Raw genomic sequence first — 21,485 nt, 5'->3', positions numbered from 1 at the left:
TGATGTGAGGCATCAACACTCCTTTATTTATTTTCAACTTAAACCTTACTGCTATGACCAATGCAAGTAACATACCGGTAAGCAGCATTGCACTTTTGCTGTTGTTCACCTGTATCCTGCAACTGAATGCTCAGGATTATAATTATGCCGAAGCATTACAGAAATCGATGTTTTTTTATGAGTGTCAGGAGTCCGGCGAGTTACTGCCCGATAACCGGGTCAGCTGGCGAGGAAACTCTGCACTCAATGATGGTTCGGATGTAGGCCTTGATCTGAGGGGTGGCTGGTATGATGCCGGAGATCATGTAAAGTTCAACTTCCCAATGGCATTTTCTGCTACGGCACTGGCCTGGGGAGCCATCGATTTCGAAAGTGGCTACACCGCCGCTGGTCAATTGTCATATCTCAAAAGAAACCTCAGGTGGGTTAATGATTATTTTATAAAGTGCCATACCGCTCCCAATGAATTATGGGGACAGGTTGGTAATGGCGGTCTAGACCATGCCTGGTGGGGCTCGGCTGAAATCATGCCCATGCAAAGGCCTGCATACAAAATTGACGCTAATCAGCCTGGCTCTGACCTGGCAGCAGAAACCGCTGCAGCTATGGCTGCTGCAAGTATTGTTTTTCAGAACGATGATCCTACATATAGTGCAACATTGCTGGAACATGCCATACAGCTTTATGATTTTGCTGATAACTACAGGGGAATTTACTCTGAATCTATTGCTGATGCAGGTAGTTACTACCGTTCCTTTAGTGGCTATAATGATGAACTTGTCTGGGGAGCCATATGGCTGTATCGAGCTACTGGTAACATGAGCTATCTTCAAAAAGCAGAAAACTACTATGCCAACCTCAGTAGTGAACCTCAAAGCTCTATAAAATCGTACAAATGGGGACTTGCATGGGATGACAAGTCTTACGGCTGCTACATATTGTTGGCTAAACTTATCGGCAAAGCACAATACAAGGCAGATGCAGAAAGACACCTTGACTACTGGACAGACGGCTATAATGGAGAAAGGGTTAATTATACATCCGGTGGCCTGGCATACCTAGATGTTTGGGGTGCTCTTCGCTATGCTGCTAATACCAGCTTTCTAGCATTATACTATGCCGATCAGGCTACTTCAGCCTCCAAGGCTCAAAAGTATCGCAATTTTGCTATTAGCCAGATCAACTATGCCCTGGGTGATAACCCCCGAAACAGCAGTTATGTGGTAGGGTTTGGAACAAATGCCCCACAAAACCCACATCACCGGACGGCTCATGGCGCTTGGGCGAACAATCAAAATGGACCTCCTGTACAAACTCGCCATATTCTTTATGGGGCTTTGGTGGGCGGACCTAATAGTGATGACAGTTATGAAGATGATCGCTCCAACTATATCAACAATGAGGTTGCCTGCGACTATAATTCCGGGTTTTCCGGTGCCTTGGCGGCCTTGGTAGAAAGTTATGGGGGCTCGGCTCTTACCAACTTCCCTGTGCTTGAGACTCCTACTCGAGAATATCTTATAGAGGCCAAGGTCAACGCTCAGGGTAGTACGCATACAGAATGGGCCGTATGGGCACTTAACCACACTGCATGGCCTACAAGAATTCCTTCTGAGGTCAAGTTTCGCCTCTTTATAAATATTTCTGAAGGTATAGCAGCAGGTTACAGTGCCTCCGACTACGTTGTTTCTACAAATAACTCCAGTGTAGTAAGCCACACTCAGCTACAGCTTTGGGACGCCAGTAACAACGTTTATTTTACTGAAGTCACCTTCAACCCTGATATCAAAATATTTCCTGCAGGCCAGGGAGAGTCTAAAGAGGAGGCTCAAATGCGTATCAGGCTACCCTATGAAGCTCCGGCATCGGCATGGGACCCCACGAATGACTGGTCTTTTCAAGGTGTTAACAGCACCTTACAGGAGGTTACAACTATACCCATGTATGTGGATGGTGAACTGGTCTTTGGAGAAACTCCAGGCAATGGCTCCAATGACATTCCCGTTACAGGTGTAAGTGTAGCTCCCAATGCAATCTCAATCAATCTCAATCAAACAGCTCAATTGCAAGTTTCTGTATCTCCTTCCAATGCCAATAACAAAGCTGTAAGCTGGTCTTCAAGCAACCCTGCCGTAGCCTCGGTCAATACAAATGGATTGGTAACAGGCCTGACAGAAGGGGCGGCTACTATTACGGCAACTACAGAAGATGGTGGTTATACCGCCAGCAGCGAGGTTACGGTTACCACGGACACAACTCCTGAAGAATATGCGCTAACCACCATTATCAATGGACAGGGAAGCATTCAATTAAGTCCTGTAGGTGGAATTTATGATGCAAACACAGAAGTTACCTTAACTGCCATTCCGAATGCAGGTTACACCTTCACTGGTTGGTCTGGAGATCTTAGCGGCATAGCAAATCCTGCAACACTTGTTATGTCAACCAATAAAACAGTAACAGCAACATTTGAAGAAGAAGGTGGTGGTAGTGCCTGTGATTCTCCGGTTGCTGTTTCATTACCTTTCACCAAAGAAGGTGCTGGTGAGTTTTGTTATAGCATTTCTGGCGATATAAGCTACATCAATTCCTGGAACATGGAAAAAATTGAGATCAATGGGCAAGATTATACCAACGCCTGGTCTAACAACCTGCCAGCCAAAGTGAATGGGCAATACATTGTTTACTATCAGGGTTCATTTCCATGGTCACACTTTGAGGCAAAATCAGCACAAGGCGTAGCCACACGGGAAATGACGAGAGGCTTAGCTAATGAGACAAAAGACCCTGGGCTAATACTAGCCTACCCAAACCCTTCTCAGGATGAGGTCATCATTTATATTGCAGACCCCGCTTCGGTTTCTAACATTTATGTCTATGACCCTACCGGAATATTGATACGCAAAATAGCTACCAACAAAATTACGAATGAAAACAAAGTGAACCTTGGCAAGGGTACCAAGGGCACTTACATCATTCGGGTAGTAACAGACAAGTCAACAAATACTTTTAAAGTAGTAAGACAATAACCAACGGGCATGTGGCGTGTGGTGGTCACTCTTTCTTTTATAAGAATACAATAGATGGTGTCGATCATCACATGCACATAAATCAATTACTGTATGAAACATAGCTGGATTTTCAAGACTTCAACACGAAAGTTCCTCCTTATCATCTTCTTGCTGGTGTCCATATTCAATTTCGATTCATTGGCCCAATACCCTGCCGGATCGCAGGTAGGTATTAATGCCAAGTTAAGTATTTCGAATGGGCGGCTTGTCCATGAATGTGGTAATGCCATTCAGCTACGCGGAATAAGTAGGCATGCCCCTCAATGGTTCGATAACTGCTATGCTGAAAGTATACTGGATGTGCCGGACAACAACTGGGATATTGATGCTGAGATCTGGAGCCGCTTTTCCCCTATCCTTTTCACTTACACAACCTTGGGGTTCTACTTATGAGAATAGAAAAATATAGCATCAGGCAACTCAACAAAGCCCTGTTCGGAAATATGTTTATCAATGCCATGTACATCATTAATACAAACACCCAAACTTAAGTACATATATTAAGAGCTCTCAAAATCTACTTTTTTAATATCGAGCAAGGATATTACTGACAATCAGCGAGTCCTTGCCCTTCTTCGTAGCTTACCCTCTGATACAATCTTAACAACCTCCATAGTTAGCCGACCTTTCAAACTAAAATAATACCAGTAAAAAGTTTTTCAAACTTACTTCTGGCACACATAAAAGGCACTTTGTATATTCAAACCACACTAAAACATTTGATCATGCATAGAGGAGCTTTTTTTACCTTCATTCTAGTAGCCATAGCGACCATGTCATTTGCTCAGAAAACCACAAAGTTTACAAGGCAGGATACGTTAAAGGGCTCCATTACTCCAGAGCGCGAGTGGTGGGATCTTACATTTTATCACCTTAATGTAAAGGTTGACCCTGAAAACAAAACTATCAGTGGTAAAAACACTATCCGCTACAGGGTACTTAGGCCTAACAATGTAATGCAGATTGACCTTCAGGAACCCATGAAGATCACTAAAATCACGCAAAGTGGTAAGGATCTTACCTTTAAAAGAGAAGGCAATGTATTTTGGGTAAAGTTGGTCGAAAAGCAACATGAAGGAAGTGTGAACGAAGTAATAGTACATTTCGATGGTTCTCCGATAATCGCCCAAAGACCTCCATGGGATGGTGGTCTTACCTGGCAAAAGGATAGAAATGGCAACCATTTTATTGCAAACGCTAATCAAGGAATTGGTGCAAGTGTTTGGTGGCCCTGTAAAGACCATCCTTATGATGAGGTTGAGAATATGAAGGTTAGCGTTACTGTACCTGAAAACCTAATGGATGTGTCCAATGGGAGATTGGTTAAAGTAGATCACAACAAAAAGGCTCAAACCAAAACTTATCATTGGGAGGTCAACAACCCTATCAATAACTATGGTGTTAATATCAGCATCGGAGATTATGCACATTTTAGTGAAGTTTATGATGGAGAAAAGGGCAAACTGGACTGTAATTATTATGTACTGAGCTATAACCTGGAAAAAGCCAAAGAACAGTTTAAAGATGCAAAGCGAACATTGGAAGCTTTTGAATACTGGTTTGGACCTTACCCATTCTATGAAGATGGCTACAAACTAGTTGAAGTACCATACCTTGGCATGGAACACCAAAGCGCTGTGACTTATGGCAATGGGTACCAAAACGGTTATAAAGGCAATGACCTGAGTGGTACGAGCTGGGGACTTACTTTTGATTTTATCATTATCCATGAATCGGGCCATGAGTGGTTTGCCAACAACATTACGGATAAAGATGTTGCTGACATGTGGATCCATGAGTCATTCACGGCATATTCTGAAAACCTTTTCCTTAACTACCATAATAGCAAAGAAGCCAGTGCTGCTTATGTTCTGGGCACAAGATCAGCCATTCAGAATGATAGACCTATCATAGGTCATTATAATGTTAGTCATCATGGTTCGGGAGATATGTACTACAAAGGTGCGAACATGCTTCACACACTGAGGCAGATCGTTAACGATGATGAGAAATGGCGTGGTATCCTCCGTGGTCTGAATAAGGACTTTTACCATCAAGTAGTAACAACTCAGCAGGTTGAAAGCTACCTGAGTAAACATGTAGGAAGAGATCTGTCTTCTTTCTTTGATCAATATCTGCGAAACACCAAAATACCTACATTGGAATACAGAAAAAAAGGCAATAACCTTATGTACCGGTGGAACAATGCTGTTTATGGTTTTAATATGCCTGTTAAATTATACATCAATGATGAAGTAAAATGGCTAGAGCCAACCACCACCTGGAATACGTTGGAAGGTTTACCCGAAGGCTTTGAGGTTAAAGTGGATCCTAACTTTTATGTGGGTGAACTGAATGTAATGGGTAGGTATAGTGAGGTGAAACCCGGGAAATAAGCCTTTCTAAGTGGATGAGGCTCATTCCGAAAGTGAGTGTTGTTCCTCCGGATGGACGCCGAGTCCTCTGCGAGATCTGCGAGAGACTCGGCTGGGAAGTAGGGAAGTAGAGGGAACAAGCGAACTTAAAATCAGCAGGAAAGTAAGTGATAAAAAGAGGCCATTTCAAACGGCCTTTTTTTATTGTCTTCTATTGCTTTTTCATTATCAGCCGCAATTTTGTTCCAGTCTGGGCTGGCAGGTCAACTTTAATTTCCCTGTTGGTAACTTTTAACTTAATTTCTTCAGCCCCTTTTAACAGGTAAACTTCCTCTACTCCACCCGGGAGTTTTATTTTTACTCCCTGCTTTAAGTGTGATTCAAGAGTAGCAAGCACTTCACGCTCATTCCATTTGAGCTCAGTAAGTGTAATTCTGTTTCTTAACGATATTCCGGTAATGTTCCCTGTTTTCCAATCTTCAGGTAATGCAGGAAGCAAATAAATTGAATTGTTACCTCCACTGTAAGCAAGCATATGTATGATCACTGCCGGAAGGCCGCCACTTATGTCAGTATTCAATAAGGCACCAACATTATGAAATGAGCCAAACCCAGCGGACCAGTACCGACTGCTAAGCCAGTTCACGGCTTCTTCTGCCTGCCCTGCCTCTCCCAAGTGCGCTGCACTAAGCCCTAACTGTACCAGGCCGAATGCCATTTCCCCTCCTCCTTCTTCTCTCCTGAACTCTAACTTCTTCTCAATCAGCTTAACTGCTCCTTTTCTTAACATCTCATTTTCAATTATATCTGCATCTCTGTGGTTATACAAGCTGTAGAGCTGCGAAACGTGCCTGTGGCGGTAATTATCTTCGAATCCTGGCCAGATCCATTCCCTAAGTACGCCTTCTTGGTTTACTTCATATCCGGGCAGCTTGTCCAGCATTTCCTGCCACTTCTTTAACTGGCTTTTATCTTCTTTTAATACTTCACCGGCTTCAATGACACTACTTAGCACTTGCTTGGCGAGCATTACATCCATGGTAGCATTAAGAGCCGCCTGAGAGGAGCTATTCCGTGGATTGTTTTCCGGTGAGTATGAAGGGTTGAATACATATTTCCCATTAGCGCCCTCATACAGAAAATCCTCATAAAACCAGGCCACCTGTTTTAGCCAGGGATAGGCATATTTTGCCAGATAATCCTTGTCTAGTGTATAAAGGTAATAATCATACATGATGTCTGCAGCCCATGCAGCACCTCCTGTCCAAAGGGTAAGGCACCAGATCTCATTAAAGTCAGTAGGCCATCCTTCCGTGGTGGTGTGTACGGGTAAGTTAATCCCTCTCGTTCCAAACAGCTTCTCTGCATTTTCCTTATAATCCTCCAAATACCGCTGGTGGTATTGCACATAAGATTTCATCAGTTCCGGCATATTACCGGGCATCACTACAGACATAGCTGAAGGCAGGTTGCCATCGTGGGTGAAGCTGGAAGACCATGCAGGGGTCCAGGTACCACTCCATATCCCCTGAAGGTTGGGAGGGTTCATTCCGGTACTGCTCAAAATATTGTACCTACCTGCATCAAACACTTTCTCTATTAATGCCAGGGGTACATCACCCTCTTTGGCCCTCAATAATATTTCTTCAGTATGTAAGCGCTTATCTTCCGCTTTACTCGATAAGCTGAGTCGCACCCGGTTAAATATTTTGGCATGTATGGTTTTATGCTGCTCAAGTAACTGTCCATAACTACCTCCCATTCCTGATAATTCTTCTTTAATTTGAGGAATTAAGGATTGTTCATAGTTATAGTTAGGCCTGATCTTAATCAATATCAGAACTTCATCAGCCTGCGATATTTCAATTGACTTCCCATCGGACTTTGCAGTGCCTCCTGAAAGTATAATTCTCCCAACCCCTTCGTACCCTTCCAGGCCTCCTTTATTTTTCTTTTTAAACTTGCTTTTATAAGTCAACCACATACCCTCAGCTTCAGCAGTCATTTCATCGATATGCTCATTCACAAATGACCATTGATTCCACTCCACCGGCCTGTTGTCAAATTGGACCTTACAGTTTATTGGACTATCTGCTTTAATTGATAGTACTATGATACTGTCAGCCCGGGATACAAACAGCTTCCTTTGAAATTTACCCACATCATCCTTCCATGTAGTTATGGCTTCTCCTGTTTCAAAATCAGTTGCCCGGACATATTGCTGAATATTGGCGGGTTCCTGCATGATACTTAAATCAAAAGCAGGCATATAAGGGTCACGATCATCATTATAACCTGCTGCCTTTCTTATCTCTACAGGTATCTTCGCTGCCTCTTCATATTGTCCATTTTTGATCAATTCACGAATCTCCTCAAGCCTCTCTGCCTGGTTGATCAATTCGGAAGACTGCTCTCGCGGTACATACAACTGATCATGGTTCAAAATAATGGTTTCTTCATGGGGATCTCCAAAAACTATTGCCCCCATGGTACCATTACCACTTAACAGCCCATGTTCCCAGTTTGGTGCAGGCTTCCAGCTTGTAATGCCTCTCTCTGGGGCTTTGAACCACGTGTTTTGTGCCAGTACTACGCTGCCTGCCATTAAGGTAAGTAGTATCATGGAACCAACTTTCTTTAGGGATGCTGATGCAGAAAAAACCATATTAGTTCTTATTAACATGTGCCGAAATACAAGGAGTCTAAGAATTAAACAGGCTGCACACCAATGTACAGCCTGTCAGCTAATACTTTACTGATTGGTCTAATAATGACTACAAACCACTGATCTGCAATGAAACGCCTTTGCCATAAGAAGCTGCATTCACTACTTTTCCATCTTCTCCTACTGTAACTGTCTCCAGCTTTTCGGCTCCAGGCAGATAGATGTACCCTTTAGCTCCCCCTTTGTTCTTACTGAACACTTTGAGTTCCAGTTTGGACCAATCCATCTCCTTAGTTGATTGCGCTAGTTTAATATGAGGGATCACCGACCCGTCTTTTACCAACATTACTACAGGGATTTTACCCGCTTCTATGTGGTGCCAGCCTCCGCTATAGGTCTTACCAGTCTGGTAATCAATCCAGTCACCTTTAGGCAAATAAACATCACGACTGGTCACATCCTCAAACAGGGGCGCTACCAATATATCGGAACCAAACAGGTACTCATCATCCACTAACCATGAACCGGGATCATCGGGAAACTCAACAAATAGCGCACGTACCATAGGTAGACCATTCTCGCTGGAGTGCTTTGCCTGAGCATAAATGTATGGCATAAGCTGATATCTCATATTGTCAGCCAGTCTGAATGCATTCATGAAGTCTTTACCAAACTCCCAAGGCTCTGTTGGTGGTTCCCCGTGGCTTCTCACATGAGAGGTAAGCATACCAAATGGTGTCCATCTTCGATATAGATTTTCGGGTGTTGCTGTTACAAAACCTCCTATATCGTGCGACCAGAATGAAAACCCTGACAAACCTAAAGAAAGCCCCGCTCTCAAGGTTGAAGCCATAGCTGAGTTCGTTGTAGCAGGGTCTCCACCCCAGTGAACAGGATAACGCTGGCTACCGGCCCATGCACTTCTGGCCCAAATAAATCCATGCCCCGTCTTTTCCTTTGTTATGTCTGCCACGGCCTTGTTATACCTAAGTGGGAACAGGTTGTGCTCATAAAAACCTGTTCTTCCAGACTTGTAGATACCTGTAGCAGGAGCGGCCTCTCCAAAGTCTACCTTGATCACGGCAACCCCTTCGTCCAGAAGGTTACCAATTTTATTTTGATACCATTTTACCGTTTGTGGGTTAGAGAAATCCAGTACTGCATCTTCATAAGGAATGTTGCCCTTTTTATCTTTTACTACAAGGTTATTTTCCACCAATTCATTAAAGAGGGTGTTTTGAGGCGTAAAGTATGGCAATTGCCATAAGCATATCTCAAACCCATCTTTGTTAAGGTCTTTGATCATTTTGGGTGCGTCAACAAAACGATCAGTAGCAAACTGATAATCACACCTCCAATCAACGCCAAACCACCCAGTGTCAAAATGGATCACATCTGAAGGGATTTTATGCTTTCTCAAGTTGGCAGCAACTTTTCTTCCGTCTTCCTCTGAGAAGTAAGTGATACGGCTCATCCAAAAACCAAATGACCACAACGGCGGCATTGGGGCTTTTCCTGTAAGATCTGTGTACTCGTCAAGGATCTCCTTTGGAGTACCTATAAATACAAACAAATCCAATTCATCATCGCCGATCATCATGCTGTTGACGCCATTGAAGTATTTACCGAAATCACATGTTATAGGGCTGGAATGGTGCATAAACATACCGTATCCTCTGCTACTCATGTAAAAAGGTATAGGCTTATACATGCTTTCATTTTGAGTACCATTGGCATCGTCTGTCCACAAAGTCACTTTCTGCCCACGCTTATCAAATGCCTTGAAGGATTCTCCACAACCGAATATCTTTTCTCCCGGCGAAAGGTTAAATGCAGCGTCCATACTACGTGAATAATCCTCGGCCTTTCGTACGTAAGAAAAAGGTGTAACAGGTGTATAGGTATTCTTCACATCACTTTTATGAACTGTATGTGTCAATAATTTACCCGTCGCATCGTAGATATAAATATGCCATGGTTTTTCAGTAATCACAATTCTTCCAAACTGGCTGGAGTATTCATGCCCTGCCGATGTTTTTGCATATTTCCATGAAGATTTGTCTTCTGCTGCTTTTCCATCAACTAACATCAGCGACTCACCACTTTTTACAAACTGAGGACCGGAAGTCAGACGTATACGCACCGTTTTTGCAGAAACAAACTCTACTGAGAAAGGGTGTTCTGGTGAGGCCGCATACTCTGTTCCAGGGAATTCATTAGCCTCTACGGGCGACAGCCCCATTAGCATGTTGTTAAATGCTTGCCTGGTTGTTAGGTTATGTCTCTTAAATTGTATCGTTCCTTTCCCCGTATTAGGATCAAAATTGGTAAGGTCATCAGCCAGGTAGTAAGTGTTCCTTACATCGGTAAAATCTTTGCTTACATCAGGTGGTTCATTAAGTACTCCGGAGTTTTGCCATTGTGCAAAGCTGGTCAGGCATGCAAAAAAACCAACGCACGCCATCAACATCGTTCTATATCTCTTTAAAAAACTCATCTTCGTATGTTTAATTGTTATTTAAGTTAATTCCCTGTTTAATGTTATATGATTTGATAACTGTTTCTGCATCTTTTAGCCCTTTAGAAGTGGCGTGTACCACCACCTTTCCGGATAGCTGACCAGATTGAATGACTACAAGACACTTTCCGTTGAACATTTTCATTTTATCACCCTTCAAAGACAAATGACTTGTAGGATCACCGTTACCCACACCCACAATTTTCCCAGACCCTTCGATTGAAAATTGAATTTCATTAGCCCCAACAGGCACCGGATTATTGTCCTTATCCAATACCTCTACTGTGATAAAACTGAGATCTTTTCCATCCGCTAAAATTTCATTTCGATCAGGAGTCAACCTAATAGATATCGGCTCTCCTGCAGTTACTACAGCTTTTTCCAGCAAGAGCTCACCGTTTTTTATGGAAACCGCTTTTAACTCTCCCGGTTCATAAGCTACCCTCCACATGACGTGCAACTCTTCACCTTCTTTGCTTTTAGCTCCTAAGGATTTACCGTTGAGGAATAACTCCACTTCATCCGCATGATTATAATATGCCCATACGTCTACAGAATCGCGCCCTGTCCAGTTCCAGTGCGGAAGTACATGTAGCACATCCTTATCAGCCCATTCGCTTTGGTACATGTAGTAGGCATCTTTAGGGAAGCCTGCCAGATCAACGATTCCAAAATAAGAGCTTCGCGACGGCCAGGCATAAGGTGTAGGCTCTCCGAGGTAATCAAAACCCGTCCATATAAACATTCCTGAAAGAAAATCATGCTTTTTAATGATCTTCCAAGTTTCTTCATGTGTAGATCCCCACGGAGTGCTCACCTGATCATAAGCAGATACAGTATTGCCCGGATTGCCCTCAACAAATAGCTTGTCCCATTGGATGGGCCACCTTTTTATGGTATCGGACTTCTGATCGTAATACCCTCGGGTTTCCAATGCAGAAGTAGTTTCAGTGGCAATAAACGGGGTGTTAGGATATTTGTCATTATGCAACTCATACTTATCATGAGCATAGTTGTATCCTATCAAATCAAGTGTTCCTGACAATGCTATGGTATTGCCTTCGTTGGGAGGGTTCATCGCTGAGGTAATGGGTCGGTCGTCCAGCGATCTTACAATTTGCGTAAGCTCCCTGGCTAATGAATCTCCGATGGGATGCCACTGGTCAGTAATCTCATTACCTATACTCCAGACAAATACGCTAGGGTGATTTCTATCCCTTATTATGTGGTCTGTAAGGTCGCGCACATGCCACTCGTCCCAATAGAGTGAATAGTCATACTCAGATTTTTTCATGCTCCACATATCAAATGTTTCATCCATCACCAGCAGTCCCATCTTATCGCACAGATCAAGCAGCTCAGGTGCCGGCGGGTTATGAGATGTCCTGATCGCATTCACCCCCATCTCCTTCATGATCTCCAGTTGCCTCTCTATAGCTCTTGTATTTATAGCACTTCCCAGACAACCCAGGTCGTGGTGTAGACACACTCCTTTGATCTTAACCTGTTCACCATTGAGAGTAAACCCCTTTTGCTGATCAAAACTGAAAGTCCTTATGCCTAGTGGTGTGGTATAAGTATCTATTTTTTCACCATTGATGCTGACCTCCGTATGTACTGTATACAGATTAGGGTCATTGATACTCCATATTTGAGGAGAACTTACCAGAAGTTCCTGGTCTAAAACAGTTTCACTCTCTGACAGTTGCAGAGCTGAAGAGGCCTCCGTAACTACTTTGTTGTCTTTACTCTTTATGAAGGTATGGACATTAGCCTTTGTGGACTCGCCTGTAGTATTCAATACGGTTGTCTGTACTTTAACCAAAGCTTGTTGTTTGCTAAGTTCAGGTACCTTCACATAGGTGCCCCACTGAGCAACATGAATTGAACTAGTTATAACAAGCCTTGTGTTTCTGTAGATACCGCTACCGGAATACCACCTGGAATTAGGCTGCTTAGAGTTATTCACCTTAACTGCTACTACGTTTGAATCCTTCCCATAGCTGAGGTAAGGTGTCAGGTCATACTCAAAAGAAATATATCCGAATGGTCTTTTACCAAGATAGTGTCCATTGATCCAAACTTCACTGTTCATATAGATACCATCAAACTGTAGGTATACTCTTTTCCCTTTGGTTGCCTCATCCAACTGAAAAGTTTTCCGATACCAACCTACGCCCCCAGGCAAAGCACCTCCGCCTTCAGTGGCAGGGTGCTCTTTGGAGAATTCCCCTTCAATACTCCAATCATGAGGGACAGATAATGTTCGCCAAGATGAATGGTCATAATCAGGAACACTGGCATCCATTGTACTATCGGCCAGCATAAAGTACCAGTCATCATTAAAGCTTTGAATAACTCTTGTATCATTGATTTTCTGGCATGAAACAGCAGCCAGAGCTAACAGACACACTAATAAAACTTTATACAAATGATTCACGCGCTATATCCTAATTATTTACCCAAAGCAGAGATCACCGCATCAACCGCTCCAGCATGCACTATTTCTCCTGTATTTCTATTGAACAATCCGGATCCATAGTTTCCTGTATGTCCATTGTCCCAGAAAACAGGGACCATACCATTAGTCAATGCAGTTTTAGTTACATAATTGATATAATAATTTCTTGATGTCACATGCTCCTCATAGGTTGAGTTAGCGGGATTAGTCTTTAGCGTAGGACTATATTCCCCCAAGATCACGCCGTAGCCTTTGTCAACAAAGTTTGTTTTTACGTTGCTGAACTGCTCGTCTACCCAATCTTCATCCCCCCAACCAGCATGCGCTGCACTACCTGCATTTGCCGCACCCCATAATGAGATCTCATCCGTATTCTGCAATGCAAACTGATAAGGATCGTAGAAGTGAACCTCTACCATCAGGCGATCAGCTGTATCGTCGCTAGGGATGGTCATATGATCCACTCCATAAGCGATATTGGTTACATACGTCTGTACTATAAGGTGACGGTAGGTATTTCTCCCTCCCGTTGCTCTCACAGTGTTTACAAAAGTCTGGTTAAAGGAGTTTTGCACCTCAGCATATTCAGCTGTTGGGGCATTAAAGTCACCTTCTTCATGAACTTCGTTTGTCCCGGCAAATAGCAAACGGTCATCATAGTCTCTGAAGAACTTGGCTATTTGCTTCCACATCATGGTAATCCTTTCATTAATGGCATTCTGCTGGTCATAAGTAGGGTGATCCATCCACCCGCCATCCCAATGGATGTTGATCATAACGAACATATCATTATCAAGGGCATAGTTTACCACTTCTTCCACACGCTGCTTCCAGGCATAACTGATTTTGTATGTCGCAGGGTCATCAAACATATGTGACCATGAAACCGGTATCCTAATTGTATTAAACCCTGCGGCTTTTACTGAATCTATCAAAGTTTTAGAAACTACCGGGTTGCCCCATGAAGTTTCGTTACCCGATAGTATTCCACCATTTTCAATCATTGCTTCAAGTGAGTTACCAAGGTTCCACCCAACTCCCATTAACTCTGTCAATTGTACAGATGTCAAATTTCTCATATCTGTATTATCAGGATCAATGTAATCAGGTAATTCTGGCTCTACAGGTTCCGGATCAATTGTGCCCGCTGCCTGGTTAACTGTAATCTGTATAGTATCAACACCCTCACCGGCAAGCTTTAAGACCATGCTTCGGGCCTCTGTAGTTTCATTGGCATCGGCTGTGATTTGTACAGTTACGTCACCTTTTGATGTCTGAATGTTTGGCCTGCTCCACAGATTTACATCATAATTAAACTTCCATAGGGCATTGCTTGTAACTTTAAGCTCTTTACTCCCTCCTGATGCTTCAAAATCTAATGTGCCGTCACTTACACCCAACTCTACTTGTGGCTTTTCAATAATCCCTCCTTCATCATCACCGCAGCCACTTAGGGGTAATGTTATGCCGCATATTATAATTAGCAGACTACCCAGGTGTGCCAGATACTTCATACTTCTCTTTTCCATAAATTTCTTATCGTTCCAAACATTATTTAAAGGCTCTGAAAACATCAGTTTCCAAAGCCTGAATTCGTTATTTAAAAATTTCATTATTGGTTCTTATCATCGATCAGTACATAACAATGCTATCAATTGTGACGGTCACCGCTCCAAGATCAGCGATTTCTGCCGCCATACCTTTTATATCAACGACAAATACCAGCGCTGTTTCATATATACTTCCCGGTTCCGCATAAACTGTATAGGTTCCATCTCCTGTTACAGCAACTTCCCCTGGTCCGTCACCCCAGTATTGAGCTGACCAATCACCATCGGCAAGGCCTACAGCAGTATTATAGCTACCCGCAGCACCACCAGTTAGAGTAATTCCCTGAAGTGTGAATGTAATTTCAATTCGATTGTTAAAGACTACGGCAGTAGGGTCTAAAGGAGGGTCTGCTTTTGTAGAACCAAAGTCATTATACAACTCCAATCGCAGATTACCATTGCCTTCGAGGTCACCAAAAGCGAGCTTTGTATTATCAAAGGCAACTCCTGTACCTGATGGTTGGCCACCGCTATTTGCTACCGACTTTAAATGCAGTGAAAAATACTCATCTTTATCAACGGCTTTCTGTCCCAGCCATATGCCTGTAACGTTACCAAATGCATCATTTTCTGCAGCTATGATCCGCAATGTGTTTTCTGCAGTTGTAGAAAAGCCCAACCATCCCCCAACTCCTGAAAAGAATGTAATGGGTTGGCCAAAATCAATTTCATTCTTTGCATTTACAGTGTAATCGCCTGTAACCTCTCCGGTCTCGGTTTGAATCACGTATGTGCCATCACTTTCACCTACTTTGGTCAATTCAACCGATATTGATGAAAACACAGTTTCGTCATAAGGAGGTGTCCAAGTGGTAAAGGCAAAGCCTTCCGGATCGCTTCCATAAGTAGCCACATCATTTAACGGTGTGCCCGCCAAGTCATGCCAATTGTATGGGTAATCCAAGTCAACCTTCCATGTTTTTGTTGTAGACACATTAGTAGTCAGGTCTGAATTGGCATCTCCGTTATAAGGAGGCTCAGGATCAGGAGCATCGTCAGGCACCCAGTTATCCGAGTATTCTTTAGAAATATAATTGAATACCAACCAGAGTTCGCCATCACAAGACGCGTCTCTCTTGAAGCCCAGCTGCATATAATCTTTTGCAATTGAAAAAACCCTAACTGCGTACCAATTGGGAACGCAAGCTTCAGTATTAGGTGAATGAAGTGGTGAAGCATTATTAAATGTCATGCTGTAATTATCCACATCAAGGAAATAGGTACCACTCTCTGTTCCTCGTGCTGGGATCATGCTATGATTCACAGTTAAAAATGCTCCTCCTTCCAAACTAAAAGTCATTTCCCCATAGTCTCCAACATCAGCAATCCACTGGTTACCTGGCCAATCTGCCTCCCAACTCCAACAATTCCCTCCTTCTACCAAACATTCTCCGAGCCAGCCATTATCCGTACCATAGAAATACTGAGGGCCGACAAAATATTTGGAAATACCCTCAGCATTCAAGTCAAGCTCCCATGTTTTTGAGAAGCCCACACCTCCCCCGGTAAGTAGATCCCATAAGGGGTGATCTACATAGCTTAAATTTTGGGTGGTGATATTCAACTCTACCGTATCAGCGCTGACAAATCCACCGGCACTTTCCACACCATAAACAAATTGATACACGCCACTAAACGGCAAAAGCACTGTGTCTTTCACTCTGGTGGAAGGCCCCATAGGCGTTGTCCATAAAGGCGTAACGTTAGGGGTTAAGCTCTCCAAAATAACCATGTTAGGGTCATCCGGGTTTTGTGTTATTTCATACTGCAAACTTTCAACGGGAAGTACTTCTCCCAATTCATACTCATCCTGACAGGCTGTGAATAATAGGCCCACAGACATGATGAAAAACCAGTATTTTAAAATATTTCGCTTCATAATCATGCTTTTAAAATTTAATATTATTCCCAGCCGGCATTTTGTATCAATACCCCACTTGATCGGGTAACGTGGTTTTGAGGAATCATCTGGAATCCTCTGGTTTTCAAAACATTGACACCTAGTATTGACTTATCCGCTTCCTCTCCTGCATTCATTACTTTAGTATCCACTGCGATAGCCTCTGCTGCGACATTAACTCCCTGACGCAACAGATCCCAATACCTAATCCCTTCTAAGGCAAACTCCAATCTTCTTTCCTTCATTATGTTATGAAAGGTGGCAGGGAGTGAAGTAAGTCCCGCTCTACCTCGTACTTCGTCAAAATAGCTCTGTGCATTGGCACTTCCCAGCTCCGCCGCCATCAGCAGCACATCAGCATAGCGCATCACTACATAGTCCTGATATTGCCCAATCTGAAAGTCGAATCCTCCATTTGCAACAGCCACATCACTTCCATCAGGGTTAGCCAATGGTATATATTTTTTTCCTGTATATCCTGTGTACTCTCTGTGACTTGCATTATCATAGTCCAGGCCTTCACCATCTATAGAAATAATAGAAGCTTCTTTTCGAGTATCCTCAGCAGAATAAACCGCATAAAGGTCAGGATTGACCGTACATGCCCCCCATCCCGTTCCGTAGGGGCTAAAGGTCTGTCCACGAAAGCCCAACAAAACCAACCAATGATTGCCGTCAGTATTACCTCCATCATAATCAGATGTAATATTGTATTTAATGGCAAAGACGGTCTCTGCATTATCTTTACCTGCATAAGTTGTAGAAAGACCTTCACCATCTGGGACTGACGAGGCAGCAGGCCACAGGTTTTTAAACTCTTCGATCAGGTCATAAGCCCCCCTACCAATAACATCTTCAAGTCCTTGCAAGGCTTCCGCCTTAGATACCAGGCCTACCAGGTCGCTGCTCCCATAATACCCTGTATAGAACAAGAAAACTCTGGCCAGATAAGCTTTGGCTACCCATTTGTTAACTCTGCCGGGTTCAATAGTTTCACTGCCATTTTCTACTGTAAATAAAAGGTCTTGAGTGATCTGTATATATATGTCATCAACTTCAGCTTGTGGTACATTATCCGTGGTGGGCTCGGTAACCAATGGTACTTTTTCCCAAATCCTGACCATATCAAAGTAACAATAGGCCCTTAAAAACCTTGCCTGGGCTTCTATATGATTACGATATGTTTCATCTCCTTCCCAATTAATCTGATCCATCTTCTGAAGGAGTACATTGATCCTGTAAATAGCCTTATAATAGGCTACCCAATTACCGTTCAGCACATTAACCTCTCCCGGAGATACTGACAGATCAAACTCATCAAGCACCCTATAGTTGTATGCGTCATCTTTACCGGTACCTCCAAAGCAGTTATCTGATAAAACTTCTGATAAAATCGGGAACGCCACACCTGATGCATATAACTGCTGTACACCATCATAGCACCCGACTATTGCCAGCTCTGCGTGTTCTTTAGTTTGATAAAAACTGTCATCGGTCAAAGTAGTCTTGGGCTCAGTATCCAAAAAATCATCAGTACAGCTCACCCCAAAAACTGTAACCATCAATACAAGTAGATATTTATTTAAATTCTTCATAGCTATTCAGGTTATTAAAAGTTCACATTTAAGCCCAGCATATACGTTCTAGGTCTTGGGTAGAATCCCAAATCCACTCCGGCAGAACCATTTTCAAGTCCGTAACCTACTTCAGGGTCCATGCCTTCATATTTTGTAAATACAAAAGCATTTTGAACCGTTGCATATAACCTGAGTTTGGTGAAGAAATCAAACTTCAGCAAGTTGGTAAAGTCATATCCCAGAGTAATATTATTGATCCTGAAGAAATCACCCTTATGGATGAAAACGTCTGAAAACTGGTAGTTTACATTAGTTGCTGTTACACGCGGTGTACTGTTTGAGGTGCCTTCTCCATGCCACCTGTCAAGTATAGCCGTAGTATAATTAGCAAAGCCATTTGAATGATCTCTGTAGGATTGAACAATCTCGTTGCCAGCTACTCCATACCCTAGTACTGAAAAATCAAAACCTTTGTAGTCAAGTCCAAATGACAAACTGAAAGTATAGTCAGGGTTCGGATCACCTACGATGGTCTTATCTGCATTGTTGATTACACCATTATCATCACGATCTACATAAATAAGGTCTCCGGGTTGTGCATTTGGCTGGATCAGGTCCCCTTCGGAACTTCTGTAAGCATTGATCTGCTCTTCATTTTGGAATATTCCTGCGGTTTCCCACCCCCAGAAATAACCTATAGGAAAACCTGACTCTGCTCTGTGATAAAACTCACCAGCATTGGCGTACAACATATTGTCGAGGCCATGAATTATGCCGTCACTGGTAGGTACCTCAACTACTTCATTTTTGTTTTTAGCACCTGTTACATTGACATAGTAGTTAATATCCCCAATTTTGTCTTTCCATGACAAGGTCATCTCCACCCCGGTATTCTCCACTGTTCCCCCATTAAAGAAAGGAGGTAATGCTCCATCAGTTGCGTAACCTGGCTTTTCCAGCAACCAATCTTTTGTGGTCTTTTTGTACCAGTCTACGTTTATGTCCATTTTACCATCTATCAAAGCAGCATCTAAACCTATGTCTAACTGCTCAGAGGTCTCCCATTTCACATTTTCATTAGACAAACGTGATGGATAGGCTCCTGTCGTATTACCGCTACCATCATAGTCGGCAGATCCGAAATAGTAGTTTGAAGAACCTACTTCGATAGGGGTTATATATTGAAAAGCCGTTATTGCAGCATTACCAACCTGCCCCCAGCTTGCTCTCAATTTCAGGAAGTCTATCTTATCTTCTAAATTCAGGTTTGACCAGAAACCTTCTTCCGAAATCACCCACCCTGCTGATACTGAAGGGAAGTAACCCCACCTTTTTCCTTTGGCAAAATTGGCTGATCCGTCAGCTCTGAATGTAGCATTGAGCAGATACCTATTTTGATAGTCATAAGAAACCCGCCCAAAGTATGACAGCAGCTTATAGGGGTCGAAAGGACCTCCTCCCAGCGATAAATTGGCCAAATCAGTATTAGTGGCATTGTCTATATATGCATGATCAAGGTCTGAGAAATACAGTTTTGAATTACTGGCATTTATAAAGGTTCCTTCATTGGTATAGGCTGATGTACCCCCTAGCACAGTGAGGTTATGACTTCCTAACTCCATATCGTAAGTAATGATATTGTCCCAGGTCAATGCCAGCCCTTTACTCATACTTTGATAGGCCACATCATTTAATCGTTGTGCGTAAATTGAAAGCTCATACACTGGTTGGTACCCCCTGCTCTCATTTACATAGTAGTCGTAAGCAAACCGAGTCCTGAATTTCAGTTTTTTAATGGGAGACAGCTCCACATAAAAGTCCCCAAAAATCTTCTGGTTATTGTTATCATTCTGATTGTTATAGATCATGGATGCGTAAGGGTTGCTCTCCCCGGGTGCCCAGGGTTCCCAAACTACACCGTTATAAATTGCTGAGCTATCGCCACTGTTGTTAAGGAAGTTACCACTATCATCATACATAGGTAAAAAGGGACTAGTGTTGAAGGCTCCTCTTAGTGCATTATTGTATTGATTTCCTACCGCAATTCCATTTTTCTTGATATAGGAACCTGTCAGATGTTGCCCCAACGTTAGTACGCCATCAAAAAGTTTGTGCTCTGTATTTAGCCGTAATGAATAGCGCTCGTAATTGGAAACATCAGGACCACCTACTATACCTTCCTGTCCTGTATATGACGCTGACAAGGAATAAACAGAAACATCATTCCCTCCATTCAGCCCAAAAGCATAGTTTTGCATCACTGCATTATTATACATCATTTCATCAATCCAATCGGTACCTTCATCCATCGCAGCGATCTCTGCACTGGTAAAATATGGTCCTTTGCCCGAGTTGATTGCAGCCTCATTCATGATTGTTGCATACTCTCTACTATTGAGCATTCTGATCTGTCTTGAAGGCTCCTGTATACCGTAATAAGAATCAAATGTAAATCGGGTCCTGCCTGAGAAACCTGTTTTGGTAGTAATCAATACAACACCATTGGCTGCCTGGGCACCATAAATGGCAGCGGATGCCGCATCTTTCAACACATCGATACTTTCTATATCAGCCGTATTGAGATAGGATATGTCTCCAGTCTGAACTCCATCGACCACATAAAGGGGGCTGGAATTATTAATGGTGCCTGCGCCTCTGATAGTTACTTTAAGACTTTCTCCAGGCTGACCCGATGTAGCAGCAATATTAACTCCTGAAATCTGCCCCTGAAGACCATCTAAAGCTCCAGTGGTGCTTAGTTTATCCACCTTATCTCCTTTAACTTGTCCAGTGGCACCTGTTAGCAATTTCTTTTGCTCTACACCATAGCCGATCACCACTACCTCTGCTAGCTGTGTAATATCTTCAAACATCTCGACATCAATAACCGAGCGACTACCGACGGCTATTTCCTGGGTTTCAAAACCTATAAAGGAAAAAACCAATGTTTCCTCAGGGTCTGAAATGTTAAGGATATAGTTTCCTTCAATATCCGAAACCGTACCGATATTGGTATTTTTAACAATAACACCCACGCCAGGTAACGCCTCTCCTCCTGAGGTAATTTTACCCTTAACGGTGTGCTGTCCGTATGTCACTTGATATAAGCATAGTGACATCACTAGTAGTAAGACTTTCTTCATATTACATGTGCTTTTTAATTTGGTTCTATAAATATTTTGGCTGGCAAAACATTTCAAATGATCTAAAACGTTTGCTGAGATTTTAGCAAACGTTTGCGACATACAATGTAGTTAGATTAAGAAATTGAGAGAGGTATCAAATGTTTCAAATATGACCTTGATTGG

The 21,485-nt window shown here is 42.8% G+C and carries 10 protein-coding genes; 3 read left to right on the top strand and 7 right to left on the bottom strand.

Features of this window, described 5'->3' with window-relative positions:
• The first annotated feature begins 53 nt into the window (after nucleotides 1-53).
• The 3 genes from JMN32_RS12745 to JMN32_RS12735 all read left to right on the top strand — a co-directional run bounded on the left by JMN32_RS12745 (nucleotide 54) and on the right by JMN32_RS12735 (nucleotide 5,467).
• A complete protein-coding gene (locus tag JMN32_RS12745) occupies nucleotides 54-3,029 on the top strand; it encodes a glycoside hydrolase family 9 protein (RefSeq protein WP_202856708.1) in 2,976 nt (991 codons plus the stop codon).
• A gap of 93 nt (nucleotides 3,030-3,122) precedes the next feature.
• Nucleotides 3,123-3,464 carry a hypothetical protein gene (locus JMN32_RS12740; protein ID WP_202856707.1) on the top strand — a complete coding sequence of 114 codons (342 nt, stop codon included), beginning with the start codon at nucleotides 3,123-3,125 and terminating at the stop codon, nucleotides 3,462-3,464.
• Nucleotides 3,465-3,796: 332 nt separating this feature from the next.
• On the top strand, nucleotides 3,797-5,467 hold the full coding sequence (locus JMN32_RS12735; RefSeq protein WP_202856706.1) for a M1 family metallopeptidase: 1,671 nt from the start codon (nucleotides 3,797-3,799) through the stop codon (nucleotides 5,465-5,467).
• Between the two features lie 190 nt (nucleotides 5,468-5,657).
• On the opposite strand, the gene JMN32_RS12730 is transcribed toward JMN32_RS12735, so the two are convergent.
• From JMN32_RS12730 to JMN32_RS12700, 7 genes are all read right to left on the bottom strand, one after another.
• The gene (locus JMN32_RS12730) at nucleotides 5,658-8,111 is read right to left on the bottom strand and encodes a glycosyl hydrolase family 95 catalytic domain-containing protein (protein WP_202856705.1); all 2,454 of its coding nucleotides are present in this window, start codon (nucleotides 8,109-8,111) and stop codon (nucleotides 5,658-5,660) included.
• Between the two features lie 109 nt (nucleotides 8,112-8,220).
• On the bottom strand, nucleotides 8,221-10,608 hold the full coding sequence (locus tag JMN32_RS12725) for a glycoside hydrolase family 31 protein (RefSeq protein WP_202856704.1): 2,388 nt from the start codon (nucleotides 10,606-10,608) through the stop codon (nucleotides 8,221-8,223).
• Nucleotides 10,609-10,618: 10 nt separating this feature from the next.
• Entirely contained in the window at nucleotides 10,619-13,060 is a 2,442-nt protein-coding gene (gene galB, locus JMN32_RS12720) for a beta-galactosidase GalB (protein WP_202856703.1), read from the bottom strand.
• Nucleotides 13,061-13,083: 23 nt separating this feature from the next.
• Nucleotides 13,084-14,703, bottom strand: coding sequence for a cellulase family glycosylhydrolase (locus tag JMN32_RS12715; RefSeq protein WP_202856702.1), 1,620 nt, complete (start codon nucleotides 14,701-14,703; stop codon nucleotides 13,084-13,086).
• 19 nt (nucleotides 14,704-14,722) lie between these two features.
• Nucleotides 14,723-16,579 (bottom strand): hypothetical protein, encoded by a 1,857-nt coding sequence (locus JMN32_RS12710; protein WP_202856701.1) that lies wholly within the window; start codon nucleotides 16,577-16,579, stop codon nucleotides 14,723-14,725.
• A 23-nt stretch (nucleotides 16,580-16,602) separates the two neighbouring features.
• Nucleotides 16,603-18,195, bottom strand: a complete 1,593-nt coding sequence (locus tag JMN32_RS12705; protein WP_238354449.1) for a RagB/SusD family nutrient uptake outer membrane protein — start codon at nucleotides 18,193-18,195, stop codon at nucleotides 16,603-16,605.
• A 14-nt stretch (nucleotides 18,196-18,209) separates the two neighbouring features.
• A complete protein-coding gene (locus JMN32_RS12700) occupies nucleotides 18,210-21,320 on the bottom strand; it encodes a SusC/RagA family TonB-linked outer membrane protein (RefSeq protein WP_202856700.1) in 3,111 nt (1,036 codons plus the stop codon).
• Nucleotides 21,321-21,485: the final 165 nt, after the last annotated feature.

The sequence above is a fragment of the Fulvivirga marina genome (genome assembly GCF_016775155.1).
Classification (GTDB): Bacteria; Bacteroidota; Bacteroidia; order Cytophagales; family Cyclobacteriaceae; genus Fulvivirga; species Fulvivirga marina.
The sequence above is the reverse complement of the archived record's forward strand: the minus strand, read 5'-3'. Positions and strand labels throughout refer to the sequence as shown.

Excerpts from the sequence above, each read along its gene's own strand:
- JMN32_RS12735 (WP_202856706.1), top strand. The coding sequence starts at position 3,797 with ATGCATAGAGGAGCTTTTTTTACCTTCATTCTAGTAGCCATAGCGACC.
- JMN32_RS12725 (WP_202856704.1), bottom strand. The coding sequence starts at position 10,608 with ATGAGTTTTTTAAAGAGATATAGAACGATGTTGATGGCGTGCGTTGGT.
- JMN32_RS12730 (WP_202856705.1), bottom strand. The coding sequence starts at position 8,111 with ATGGTTTTTTCTGCATCAGCATCCCTAAAGAAAGTTGGTTCCATGATA.
- JMN32_RS12710 (WP_202856701.1), bottom strand. The coding sequence starts at position 16,579 with ATGAAGCGAAATATTTTAAAATACTGGTTTTTCATCATGTCTGTGGGC.
- JMN32_RS12700 (WP_202856700.1), bottom strand. The coding sequence starts at position 21,320 with ATGAAGAAAGTCTTACTACTAGTGATGTCACTATGCTTATATCAAGTG.
- JMN32_RS12740 (WP_202856707.1), top strand. The coding sequence starts at position 3,123 with ATGAAACATAGCTGGATTTTCAAGACTTCAACACGAAAGTTCCTCCTT.
- JMN32_RS12715 (WP_202856702.1), bottom strand. The coding sequence starts at position 14,703 with ATGAAATTTTTAAATAACGAATTCAGGCTTTGGAAACTGATGTTTTCA.
- JMN32_RS12705 (WP_238354449.1), bottom strand. The coding sequence starts at position 18,195 with ATGAAGAATTTAAATAAATATCTACTTGTATTGATGGTTACAGTTTTT.
- JMN32_RS12745 (WP_202856708.1), top strand. The coding sequence starts at position 54 with ATGACCAATGCAAGTAACATACCGGTAAGCAGCATTGCACTTTTGCTG.